We start from the raw sequence: 12,796 nt of genomic DNA on the forward strand, positions 1-12,796 counted from the left end.
AAACGAATGTAATATCAAATCGCTAAAGTGACAATTATTTTCGATGAAATACACTTTTTGTTAACAGTTTTTGACTGTTTTTCGACCAACTACAACTATTGCTCAATATTTTCGGCTTCTAATCGGGTAATTTCACCTTCAAAAACCGATACGGTAAGTTGAATTGGATTGCAGCAAACCTCGCAATCTTCGATGTATTGTTGTTCTTCAACAGAGATGTCAATCAACATTGAAATGGTTTCCCAACAATACGGACAACTAAAAAACTGTTCTTCCATCTTTAAGTACCGCTAAAAAGAAGTGTTTAGTAGCTCGCCACTAAGTTGAAGCACCACTATTTCGGCGAGCTTGGCATCGTACTTAGCCTCATTTCTTCTTAATTCGGCTGCGAGTAAATTTAATTGTGCTGTTCTAAATTCAATAGACGTTACCTGTCCAAGCTTAAATTTCTCTTCGGTTCGCTCAAAATTATTAGTAGCTGTAATGATATTATTCTGCTGAATATCAAAGACCTTCAACTTATTTTGATAGTCATCCCAAGCATTTTCAAAATCTCTTACAATACTCAAAACCAATTGTTCTTTTTGTAACTTTTGATTTTCGAGTGCTATCTGGGCATTTTTTACCCGCGTAATGGTATTACCACCATCAAATAAATTCCAGGTTAAATTAACCCCTGCCGAAATACCGGTATTGGTTAAAACTGCGACGAAGGCCGCGGGATTGTTGTTATTTTCATTCCATCCATAAGTACCGGTTAAGCCTATGCTTGGTAAGTATCCCGATTTGTTTGCTTTAATGGTAAACTCGTTAATTTTGATATTCTTTTCAACCTGAATCAATGCCGCATTATTGGTTTTAAGCTTTTCAAGCAGTTCTTCTTTGTTTAAACTCAATAAAAAATCCAATTTGGTGTCTACTTCAAATATGCCTGAAATAGTATTACCTGTTACAAAGTTTAAATCGCGTTTGGCATTAATCAATGCCTGCCTGGAGTTGATAAGATTAATACTATCGTTATTAATATCTACTTCGGCGTTTAACACATCTAACTTGGTATTTTGACCATAATCAAACTGATAAGATGCCCTTTCTAATCTGTCTTTTGATATATCGAGTGTTGTTTTTAAAGAGGAAACATTTTCTGATTGCTTGGCTACATCATAGTAAATAGTTAATAATTGCACTATGGTGTTTTCTATGGTTTCACGTGCCTGAACCTCGGTTAAATTATAGGTTTCCTTTAAGCTCTTGTAATTGTACAACCTACCTAAGCCATCAAACAACGTATAGTTTAAATTTAAGGCCGCATTATATCTTGAACTTTCTGCGCCATCTAGAGCCGTTGAACCACCATTGGAAAACTCAGCAGCAATATTATCTCTGTTGTAAACTGCACCGGCTACACCATCTAATGTTGGTAAAAAACCCGAGTTTAATACACTTTGATTATTTTTAGCCTCTTCTACTGTATTATTAGCGATTTTAATACCGTAATTATTATCTAGGGCTAACTCAATGGCCTGTTCTGTTGTTACCAAATTTTGGGCCTTGACAAAACTGAAGGCCAGTAACATTACATATAAGAAGTAATGGTTAATATTCTGCTTCTTCATGTTGCTCAATTATTGCGCGTTCTACTTCTTCTTTTGAGACCTTATTACCTGTAATTAGCCATTTCATAAATGTTTTGATATCGTTACTAACCGACAGCAATAATGGTAATGCCAGTAATGTTAAAATGGTGGCGTAGGCAATACCAAACGAAATTGAAATAGCCATAGGCTTTAAAAATTGCGCCTGTCTGCTCTTCTCTAAAAGTAATGGTGCTAAACCTGCAACAGTTGTAAGCGATGTTAAAAATATCGCTCTAAATCTAGATTTACCGGCATTTTTTAAGGCATCATCAAAAGTGAGTCCGGCCTTAAGGTTAAGATTAAATTTACTAATTAGCACCAGTCCGTCGTTCACCATAATGCCTATTAATGCGATAATTCCCAATAAAGACAACACATTTAAAGGGAACCCAAAGATATAATGCCCTAAAGCAACAGCAGTTAAACTAAACGGAATAAGTACTAACAGTAAAAATGGCTGACTATAACTGCGGAAGGTGAAAGCAATAGTTGCATAAATTAGAATTAAAATGATACTACCGGCACTTTTTAAAGAGCGATTTAATTTGGTTGCTTCACGGTTTTGACCTTCAAACGAGGCAGTAATTGTGGGATATCGGGTTTGCATATCAGGAATGATATTATTTCTGATATCATCTAAAATATCGGTATTACTGGCATTGGGATCTTTTAAATCGGCCAGAATTTGAATTTCTCGTTGACCCGACAAATGGTTAATCAATAAATCACCGCGTTCTATGGAATATTCGGCAATGTCTCTTAAGGCTATTCTGTTACCATCTGGCGTAACAATACGCATATCGTCTAGGTCTGTGATAGAACCGCGATTGGGCCTGTCATATCGCACCCAAACTCTTATTTCGTCTTGTCCACGCTGAAAGCGCTGCGATTGCAATCCAAAGAAACCAGCTCTTACCTGATTCATGACGGTTCTTAAATCGAGTCCTAACAAGTAGGCATTTTCTTTAAGCTTGATTCGTATTTCTTTAATTCCTGCCGGATCGTTATCCTGAACGTCTTTGAGCAAGGGATTACTTTCCATGATTTGTTTTAACTCAACTTTGGCTGCTTTTAATTCGTCTATGTTATTACTAAGTAATGATACAGAAACAGGACTACCACCGAAATTTCCACCCGAATCAAAAGCCAGACGTTCTACACCGGTTACGGGCCCAACAACTTCTCTTAACCTATTAGCAACCATTAACGCATTAATTTCATCAGGGCGTTCTTCGCCAGGTAACATATTAATTTGGAGTCTTGCACTAGATGAGCTGCTAAGAGACCTGATTGAGTTTTCAAATAACAACTTCCCGGTTCCATTTAAGTATTTTTCTGTGAATTCTTTATTGACAATTTCAGATTTCTCTTCAATCATACTGATAATAGAATCGGTCGTGCGCTCGTTGGTGCCGTTGGGCATATCTAAGGTCACAGATACCTGGTCACTGGCAATTCGTGGAAAAATGGTAACACCTATAACACCACCACCAATAAATCCGAATGATAAAATAAGAAGCATCACAAAAATACCTATAGCCAGTATTTTGTATTTTAATATTTTGTCTAAAATTGGCGCATACAATTTATCTCTTAAATAAGACATAAACGCATCTCCATAACTGTTAATGCTACGCATACCGGAGAAAAATTTCTGCAACTTGCCTTTATCTTTCTTCTGAGCTTTTACCCTTAAAGCTTTGGAGTGGGCCAAATGCGCGGGTAAAATAATAAGCGCTTCAACTAAAGAAACCACCAAGGTTAAAATTACGATGACAGATACTTCACCAAAAAATTCACCAATTCTACTTTCTAAAAATAAGAAGGTTGAAAAGGCTAATACTGTTGTTAATATAGCCGAGACTACAGGCGGAATAACCTCCATTACCCCATCAATTGCAGCATCAACCGGTTTCTTTCCGTTTTCGTAATGCTGGTAGATATTTTCGGCTATGACTATACCATCATCTACCAAAATACCAATAACAATGATCATCCCAAAAAGCGATAATACATTGATGGTAACATTAAACATGCCTGCGAAGATAAACATCCCCAAAAACGCTATGGGTAAGCCAAAAGCTACCCAAAAAGCCAAGCGAACATTTAAAAATACTGATAGAAATAACAGTACCAAAATCATACCTGCAATGGCATTTTCAGTAAGTAATTTAGTGCGTTGGTTAAGTGTTATAGATAAGTCTCTAACAACATCTAAGCGTACATTACTGTATTTTTGGTTAAACTCATCGATATAGGCTTTTACCTTATCTGCCGATGAAATTAAATCCTCATTATTAGTACTGGTTACGGTAATATTTATAGAAAGATTACCGTTAAAATAAGTTACATTAGGCGTTTCAGAAAAGCGATCTCTAATGACCGCTACATCTTTAAGTCTAACCGTTTTACCATCGGGTGAAGCTTTTACCACCACATTCGAGAGTTCGTCAGCATAATAACTTCGATTATTGGCTCTAATTAAATATTCTTCGGCGTTGGTTTTTACGTTTCCACCGGTGACTAAAATATTAGATTCGGCTACGGCATTAGAAACATCGGTAAATGTAAGATTATAAGCCAAAAGGGTTGTTTCGTTGACTGCAATTTCAATTTCTTCCTCAGGATAACCGGTAATTTCAATTTGAGAAATACCTTCAATAGCTCTTAAATCGTTTTCAATTTGTCTGCCTATTTGTTTTAAAGTTGCCAGCGGAATGTTTTCGCCACTTACTGCAAAACTAATTGTTTGTCGTACTTCTTCTTGTTTGGCCACAATCAAAGGCTCCATTCCTAAAGGAAAACTGGGAACACGGTCTACGGCATTTTTTACTTCAAGAAGAAGAAAATCGAGGTTTTCACCCTTTTGAATTTCAACAGTAATAGTACCGGCATTTTCTCTGGAAACCGAAGTAACACGATCAATTCCGCGTAGTCCTTTTAAATTATCTTCAATTTGAAGTACAATACCTTCCTCAATTTCCTGAGGTGAGGCACCGGGATAAGTAATGCTAATGGTGATTATTTTTGAATCAGCCAGAGGGAAAAACGAAGACTTGAGGGATAATAAACCAATAATACCAAACACCACGAAAGCACCAATAACCACATTAACCGCTACGTGATATCTTATGAAGTAAGAAATAATTTTGCGCATACCTATTCAGATTCTGATTGAGATGCCGGTTTTACCAACATGCCTGCATAAGCACCCGGAACTTGCCTGGATAAAATAATTGTACCATCAGGGACATCTTTTAAAACCACTGTTTTTTCGGAAAAGAAAACAGGCTTTACAGGAATAAGATCTAAAACCGAATCTCTTACTACAAATATTTCGTTAGATTCTAGTAACAAAGATCTTCTAATCTCAATGGCATTACTCTCGGTTTTAGCATCTAAATTAGCTTCTAAATACATGCCTTCTTTTAATTCAGGATGCTTAACCTCGATAAAGGCCGTGATGGTTTGGGTGGCAGCATCAATACTTCCGTTAACTCTGGAAACCACTCCTTCGTAAGTTTTAGATTTATCTAAAGTATTTAGCTGAACCTTTTTACCAACCTCTAATAAGTTCGAAAATGTTTTGGTGATGGCCACTTGCATTTCATACACCGAAGGATCTATAAATTCGCCTAATTTTTGACCGCTTCTAATAAGTGTACCTTCTGTTACCAATGCCTCGGTTAAAATACCGGTATATGGCGCTACGATGCGATATTTCACGAGGCGTTGTTCCATATTTTTTACGTTGTAATAGCCTGTAACAATACCTCTTCCTGTTATAAAATAATTCTCCTTTTCAGAAGTCATTTCAGGTAGCTTTGGAGTAGTTTTTTGAATATCAAAACCAGACAAATAATTGAGCCATTTCTGGTAAACTTCCGGAAAATCTAACCTCAAATCGGGCATAATCGCAGCAATATCGTTGTAAAGATTGCTTTTAGCCGCTTGTACCGAAGCGTAGTATTCATCGGCATCGATATTAATTAATGTTTCGCCCTGACGGTAAACAGTGCCGGGTTTAAATTCTTTGTTACCTATTTTAAATAAACCTTGAACTTCGGCATACAGCTCAAGCCTTCTTTTGGCTACTAAATTACCGTTTGCAGGAATAACAATTGGTATATCACCATTGGTAACTTCTTCAGCAAAAACATTTTTTACAACTTTTTCAAACTGTGGCTTTGGCTTGTTTTTATTAGCTATTAGGTGCTTAGCGTACATAACGCTGCCTATAATAAAGGCGATACCTAAAACAGATAACAATATTTTTCTAAGTAACATATAGTTGGTAGTATAATGCTTACAAAAGTATACTAATGTCTAACTTTTGAAGTTAAAAAAAACATAAAGATTAAGACAAAAATTGGTCTATTTCAAGTTGAAGTATTTCCCATTCTCCCATTAAATCAGCAAGTTGCCTTTTCTTATTGTGATAATTATCAAAATATTGCGGATTTGCAGCCACCTCTTCATACCTCAACAAAAGTTCTTGGTCCATTAGTTTTACTTCTTTTTCCAGGCTACTTATTTTAGCTTCAACGTTACTGAGTTTATTGTTAAGTGACTTTATTTTTTTCTGATCCCGATAGTCTTGTTTGTTATTTTCTTTTGGTTGTTGTGCATTAACTGTGCGCTTTTCGGCTTCTCTTAAATTTTGAAGATTGCGCTGCTCGAGATAAAAATCTATATTACCTAAAAACTCTTTGATTTTATGGTCTTTAAACTCAAATACATTATCGGCCAATCCTTGTAAAAAATCACGGTCGTGCGAGACTAAGATTAAAGTACCTTCAAATTTATTTAAGGCAGCCTTCAGGACATTTTTAGATTTGATATCAAGATGGTTTGTAGGCTCATCCATGATTAACACATTAAACGGCTGTAGCATTAATTTTGCTAAAGCTAGTCTATTTCGCTCACCACCCGACAGTACTTTAACATACTTCTCTGCCTCATCGCCTCTAAACAAAAAAGAACCCAATATGTCTCTAACCTTACTTCGGTTGGTTTCGTTGGCGGCGTCTATCATCGTATCTAATACCGTTTTGTTACCGTCGAGATACTCAGCTTGGTTTTGCGCAAAGTATCCTATTTGAACGTTGTGACCTAATTTAAGCTCACCGTCGTGTTTAATTTCACCAACAATGATTTTGGCAAGTGTTGATTTTCCTTGTCCATTTTGTCCAACAAACGCTGTTTTGCTTCCTCTTTCGATTAATAAATTAACATTTTTAAGTACTTGTAAATCGCCATAACTTTTTGAAATGTTTTTTGCTTCAATCACCACTTTTCCCGGTGTTATTGATACCGGGAAATTTAGAGTCATAACACTGTTATCATCCTCATCAACCTCTATACGCTCAATTTTGTCCAGTTTTTTAATGAGTGATTGTGCCATTGAAGCCTTGCTGGCCTTGGCTCTAAACTTATCTATTAGTTTTTCGGTTTGTTGAATTTGCTTCTCCTGATTTTTTTGAGCGGCTAATTGCTGAGTTTTTAATTCGTTTCTAAGTTCCAAAAACTTGGAGTAAGGTTTGTTGTAATCGTAAATTCTGCCTAATGAAATTTCAATGGTTCTGTTGGTTACATTGTCTAAAAACATCTTGTCGTGAGATACAATCACTACAGCTCCGGTATAATTTTTTAAAAAGCCTTCTAACCATATGATCGATTCAATATCCAAATGGTTTGTGGGCTCATCTAGCAGTAACAAATCGTTGTTTTGAAGTAAGAGCTTGGCCAATTCGATACGCATGCGCCATCCACCGGAAAAGGTATCGGTAATTTTGTTAAAATCTTCGCGTTTAAAACCTAAACCCATCAGCACTTTTTCGGTTTCGCCTTGATAGTTATAACCGCCTAAAATTTCGTACTGATGTTGAAAATCGTTAACGTCTATCATTAATTGATGGTAGGCATCGCTTTCGTAATCGGTACGTTCGGCCAGTTGGTGGTTTATCTCATCGAGTTTTGATTCAATAATTTTAATTTCGGTAAACGCCTGATAAGCTTCTTCTAAAACTGTGCGGCCCAAATCAAAATCAATGTCTTGTTTTAAAAAGCCAATTTTTAAGTCTTTATCGGCTGCTATTTGACCTGTATCGGGCTGTTGTTCTTTTGAGAGTATGCGAAGCATGGTAGATTTGCCTGCACCATTTTTCCCTATAAGACCCACGCAATCACCGGCCGATAATTTAAAAGTAATTTCTTCAAAGAGATATTCACCTTGAAATGATATGGACAAATTGTGGATGTTAAGCATAGTGTTACAAATGTTACCTAGAAATTCTTTTTTTAAAATTAACTTTGCCTCTCAAAAAAGAATTGCAAAACTACTGTTTTTAAAATGATAAAAAAAGGAAGTAAACTCTACAGCATACTTTTTGGCGCTTGCCCTAAATGCCATCAAGAATCTATGTACATTAATCCGAATGCCTATAATTTGGTCGACACACTTAAAATACACGAACGCTGTTCTCATTGCAACACACGATATAGGTTAGAACCTTCATTTTTTTACGGTTCTATGTACGTAAGTTATGGTGTTGGCGTGGCTTTTGCCGTTGCCGCATTTATTATTAGTTACGTATTTATCGGCACCAGTTTAACAACTGCCTTTTGGGCCATTGTTGGTACCTTGGTGGTTTTTATGCCTGTCATTATGAGATTGTCCAGAAATATATGGATAAACTTATTTATGAGTTACGACCCTAATTTAGCCGACTCAAAAAATGATTCTAAACCTAAAAACGATTAATATTTATTTCATCCGGTAAAGGTTTACCGTTTTCAATAAATTCAAAAAGTGCTTTGGCTATATAAGGCGCTATCATAACGCCACGTGTACCCAAACCATTTAAAACAAATATATTTTTGTAGTCTGAGTGTGCACCAACCAGCGGTCGTCTATCTACTGTAGTTGGCCTGACGCCTGCCCGATGGTTAACAACTTCAAATGGCAGCTTCACAAACTGCTTGAGTTTTTTTATGAGTTCCTCCTTACCGTCATCAGTAGGCAAGTTTGTCTTATCGTGCCAGTTATAGGTGGCACCTACATAATATCTTTGGTTACCTAACGGAAGTAAAAATACCGAAGACTTAACCGCGACTTCTATGTCTAAATCTGGAATTTCAACTTCTAACACTTCACCTTTGGTTCCGTTTAAAGGAATGTTTTTAAAAAACGGATTTTGTTTAACACCAAAGCCTTCAGCGAAGACAATATATTTGGATTGAAGATTATTGTAATTTAAGTTCTTCTGATGAACAACCAAGTTATGATAGTTGAAACGTTCATCTATTAAAAGATTGTTTTTTTTAAGAAATCTTAAGTATTTATCAATCAACACATCAGTATCTACACGACCACCATATAGAACCTCACCAAATCCGAACGGAGCATCAATACCCGGGATATTTTCTTTTATAATAATTTCTGAAAGAAATGGTTTTAAAGCAGGATTATCGCTGGCGTTAAACCAGTTGTTTTGTTCTTCAATTGAAGTAAAACGTCTTAAAATTGGTAGTTTATAATCGATTTTAACCTTTAAAAGTTGTTCCAATTCTGCGTAGTGAGGTATGGCCAAATCCAGTTGTACCTGTGCTTCCCAAACTTCAGTAAATCGTTTTAGTGTAACAGGATTATATAACCCGGCCGCCACAATAGACGATTGTTGTGACTGATCATTAAACACGGCAAAGCTTTTGTTTTGTTTTCTCAGCAACTCACAAAATGCAATTCCTGCAAGGCCGCAACCGACAACAAGATAGTCTAATTTCATTAAGCAAAAATAAGTGATAGCTATAACATAATACAAAAAAACGTCTGCCGGATGGCAGACGTTTGATCAAAATTTATTTATTATGAAAAATAGTAGTCTTAATAAGACCACATGTCTTGTTCAAAGTTTCTTATTTTTTCTTTGATACGCTCAGACTCCAACAACTGCATTAGTGCATTATCTGTTACATATTCGCTCACTTCTCTATCGCCTTGCACGTTTTCTTCCTTATACATGTAGGCATTAAAACGTCTTGAATTTAACAAATGGTCGAAAGAAATAGGCATTGCGCTATTTTTATTGTTAAATGCTTTAGCAGTATGTAATACGTCTCTTGCCTCAGGATAAAATACCCAAAATAACGGAATTGGTTTTCTGTTTTCAGGATTATCTGAATTTTTAAATTGGGCTTCAGGAGCTGTCGGTGCAACAGCTAATAAGCGATATTTCATCTCGGCCTGACGCTTGTCGAAGTACCATAATCCTTTTATTAGATATTCTGTGATATCAGCAGGGGTTATACGCTCAACAATCATGTATTCTTCAGGCAATAACGACGGATCTTCTTCCAATTGGAAATCAGAAATGCTGTTTGAGTTGAGATAATTTATACCCTCATCAGTAATTGCTGAATAACTCATTGCCGTTTCAATTTCTTTCAGACTTCGCGTTTCTCTAAAGTAAGAATCGGCGTAAACCTGAGGAATGTCTCCAGTTTGAATGGCATTATAAAGCACTTCGAATAAAGGCTTTCGATCATCGCCTAAATTGGTTTCAATTGGATACAGCAACGGAAAATTAACTCTTTCGTCTAATACAATTTTCTCCCAAACCATCTTAGAAAATAAAATGTCTCGGTCGTCAACATATCCATATTCTAGAGGCTCATCATTATCCAGAAGTAACTGTGCTTCAGTTTTTAAACCAATTTCCTCTGGAATTTTAGCATTTAGCAAGTTGGCTTGGCTGTAAGAAATTGCAGCAGCACAACAAAAAATTCCGGTTAAGATTTTATTTAAGTTCATGACTTGGTGTTTTATTATATTAGTTTAGAACAATTAGTCTGTTAATTCAATAATAATTGGTGCAACTTCCTTTAACCTGTAACTATCATTACCAATTATTTTGGCTTGGATATTTAAGATTTGAACGGCGTCACCTCTTCTGGCGCGACCTAAGGCAGACTTAGCAGCATCATTAAGTTTAGTACCATTCACGTTAACGGTTGGCTGTCCGGGAACTTTAACACTAAATGAAGTAACCTGAATTGGTAAATCAAAATCAAAGTCTTCTAATTTAGCATCAATAGTACCAATTTCAACATTACGTCTTGGTAATTTCATAACGCCAGACTTTCCAATTAAAGATCCTGTTGGTTTTGGAATATCTTTAATTCTGTAGGTTTTTCTGTCGTTCACCGGTGAACCATCATCAAGAGTAGCGGTTACATTTATTGTAACATCACCACCTGCGCCTGGCATCATTTCGTATTTACCGTCACCCACTTTTCTTAAACCTGGAGCTGTAGCGTTTACTTTATTATCAGGCACACCTGCAAAAGAGATGGTCATTGGGTTAACAACACCACGATAAACTACATTCATCTTATCAGCTGAAATAGTAGCAGAGTTAGGTCTTGGTACCACCACATAATTACCTTTGATTGAAATTGGTAATTCTTTACCATCTTCAAGGAATGTAAATTCACCTTCAATTTCGTGTTCACCTACGTTACCAACAGTAAAATCTAATCTGGCTGCACCGTTTTCATCAATAGCATTCGTTAAATTTATTTCTCTGTTGTTTACTACAAGTTTGGTTGGAGTAACGTTAGCATATTTACCTAATACTACTTTGCCTTGAAATTTTTCACCGGCAAAGAAGGCCGATTTATCAGCAATAACAATAGCTTCATAGTTTTTAAGTGAGACCGCTTCATCTAAAGTGTTCCCTAAAAACACGTTATACATATTAGTTTCTGTGGCCTTCACATCATTTTGCATAGCTGTAAGCTTGGTATATGATGCTATAGCAGGAAAACCTTTGAAATGATAATCTAACCACATTTTTTTGGTGCCTTCGTTATCTACAACGTCCTCTGTATTAAAACGTTTTTCAAGAGTTTCAAGAGCGCGAATATACTTTACGTCATCACCAATAATATTTTTGATGTCTTGCTTGTATTTGTTTACAGCGGCCATAAAAGCTTCACCACTTAACTCTCCTTGTTTGGTTAATCTATCACCGGTAAACCAAAGTTCATCAAGAATATCAGTTTTATCCATTGATTCAAAAGGATACATCCCTGTTTTTGGATCAATTTCATATTTACCTTCTGCTATAATACCTTGTTTTTTTACTTTTTCAATGTATTTAAAAAAGTCTTCTGAAACTTTACTTATTTGCTCTGCCTTCTCAAAAGCAGATTTAAACTCGTTGGGCTTTTCATCGGCCTTCTGTTTCAGTCCGTCTAATAAATTGGTATTGGTAACCTCAGCCATTTCATTGGCATCTTTGAATTTAGCATCCATTAAACCGAATGCAGACAATACCTCTTTACTCATGTTCATAGCCATCATTGCGATGAAGACCAGATACATTAAGTTAATCATTTTCTGCCTTGCAGATAATTTTCCTCCTGCCATGTCTAAATAGTTTTAGTTAATTGTTAATTATTAATTAGCATTAACTAATTAGTTTTTAGTACTCATTGCAGATAGCATGCCACCGTATACACCGTTAAGTGAAGACAAGTTAGATGCTAACGATTTCATTTGTTCTTTTAGCTTTGCAGCATTTTCAATAGCTTCTTCGTTAACAGTTGCTTGGCGATTAACACTTTCTAATTGCACTTTATACAAGCTGTTTAATGATTCCATTTGAGCTGCGGCTAAAGATAACTCCTCGCCGTATTTTTTGGTAGCTGCCATTGAATCGGCTGTGGGGCTTAAACTGCGGGCAGCATCTTCGAAATTTTTGATACCTTCACCAAGGCTAGATAGCAATTCGCTGTCTATTTTAGCCTCTTTTAATAGATTATCTAATTTTTTAGATAATAAACCCTCTGCATCCTGAGGTTCTTCTTTTTTCTTTCTAGCAGAAGTCTCTCCTCCTGCTAATTCGGGGTAAACCAAGGACCAATCTAAATCTGATTGTTGTTTTTCGAAAGCAGAGTATGTAAATACCAATGCTTCTACGATCATACCAATGGTTAGAATCTCTGAACCAAAAGGCCAGTGTTGAATTTTAAACAAAGCACCAACAATTACAATTGCTGCTCCTAAGCCGTAGACCATGTTAGTTAAAGTCATTTTACCTTTTTGTGCCATAATTTTAGTTTTTAATGTTAAGTTATAAAACTTAAGTAGGTTA

10 protein-coding genes are annotated in these 12,796 nt (G+C 36.1%); 1 reads left to right on the plus strand and 9 read right to left on the minus strand.

Going from position 1 to position 12,796, the window contains the following annotated elements; genetic code table 11:
* Nucleotides 1-95: 95 nt before the first annotated feature.
* The 5 genes from FJ651_RS01520 to FJ651_RS01540 form a co-directional block, all read right to left on the minus strand.
* Nucleotides 96-278: a CPXCG motif-containing cysteine-rich protein gene (locus tag FJ651_RS01520; RefSeq protein ID WP_140988626.1), complete on the minus strand. Its 183-nt coding sequence runs from the start codon at nucleotides 276-278 to the stop codon at nucleotides 96-98.
* Between the two features lie 12 nt (nucleotides 279-290).
* A complete protein-coding gene (locus tag FJ651_RS01525; protein WP_140988627.1) occupies nucleotides 291-1,616 on the minus strand; it encodes a TolC family protein in 1,326 nt (441 codons plus the stop codon).
* Nucleotides 1,597-4,794 (minus strand): efflux RND transporter permease subunit, encoded by a 3,198-nt coding sequence (locus FJ651_RS01530; protein ID WP_140988628.1) that lies wholly within the window; start codon nucleotides 4,792-4,794, stop codon nucleotides 1,597-1,599. The genes FJ651_RS01525 and FJ651_RS01530 overlap by 20 nt, the downstream gene beginning before the upstream one ends.
* 2 nt (nucleotides 4,795-4,796) lie before the next feature.
* Complete coding sequence (locus FJ651_RS01535) at nucleotides 4,797-5,924, minus strand: efflux RND transporter periplasmic adaptor subunit (protein ID WP_140988629.1); 1,128 nt, start codon at nucleotides 5,922-5,924, stop codon at nucleotides 4,797-4,799.
* 70 nt (nucleotides 5,925-5,994) lie between these two features.
* Nucleotides 5,995-7,905: an ABC-F family ATP-binding cassette domain-containing protein gene (locus FJ651_RS01540; protein WP_140988630.1), complete on the minus strand. Its 1,911-nt coding sequence runs from the start codon at nucleotides 7,903-7,905 to the stop codon at nucleotides 5,995-5,997.
* 84 nt (nucleotides 7,906-7,989) lie between these two features.
* Here FJ651_RS01540 and FJ651_RS01545 point away from each other — a divergent pair, with 84 nt between their 5' ends.
* Entirely contained in the window at nucleotides 7,990-8,400 is a 411-nt protein-coding gene (locus tag FJ651_RS01545; protein ID WP_140988631.1) for a DUF983 domain-containing protein, read from the plus strand.
* Here FJ651_RS01545 and FJ651_RS01550 read toward each other — a convergent pair.
* The 4 genes from FJ651_RS01550 to porL form a co-directional block, all read right to left on the minus strand.
* Nucleotides 8,387-9,424: an NAD(P)/FAD-dependent oxidoreductase gene (locus tag FJ651_RS01550; protein ID WP_140988632.1), complete on the minus strand. Its 1,038-nt coding sequence runs from the start codon at nucleotides 9,422-9,424 to the stop codon at nucleotides 8,387-8,389. The two genes, FJ651_RS01545 and FJ651_RS01550, sit on opposite strands and share 14 nt — an antisense overlap.
* Before the next feature lie 98 nt (nucleotides 9,425-9,522).
* Nucleotides 9,523-10,449: a type IX secretion system ring subunit PorN/GldN gene (gene porN / locus FJ651_RS01555; RefSeq protein WP_140988633.1), complete on the minus strand. Its 927-nt coding sequence runs from the start codon at nucleotides 10,447-10,449 to the stop codon at nucleotides 9,523-9,525.
* 33 nt (nucleotides 10,450-10,482) lie between these two features.
* Nucleotides 10,483-12,069: a type IX secretion system motor protein PorM/GldM gene (gene porM / locus FJ651_RS01560; protein ID WP_140988634.1), complete on the minus strand. Its 1,587-nt coding sequence runs from the start codon at nucleotides 12,067-12,069 to the stop codon at nucleotides 10,483-10,485.
* A gap of 48 nt (nucleotides 12,070-12,117) precedes the next feature.
* Entirely contained in the window at nucleotides 12,118-12,753 is a 636-nt protein-coding gene (gene porL / locus FJ651_RS01565; RefSeq protein WP_140988635.1) for a type IX secretion system motor protein PorL/GldL, read from the minus strand.
* Nucleotides 12,754-12,796: the final 43 nt, after the last annotated feature.

The sequence above is a fragment of the Paucihalobacter ruber genome, assembly GCF_006494535.1.
GTDB lineage: Bacteria > Bacteroidota > Bacteroidia > Flavobacteriales > Flavobacteriaceae > Paucihalobacter > Paucihalobacter ruber.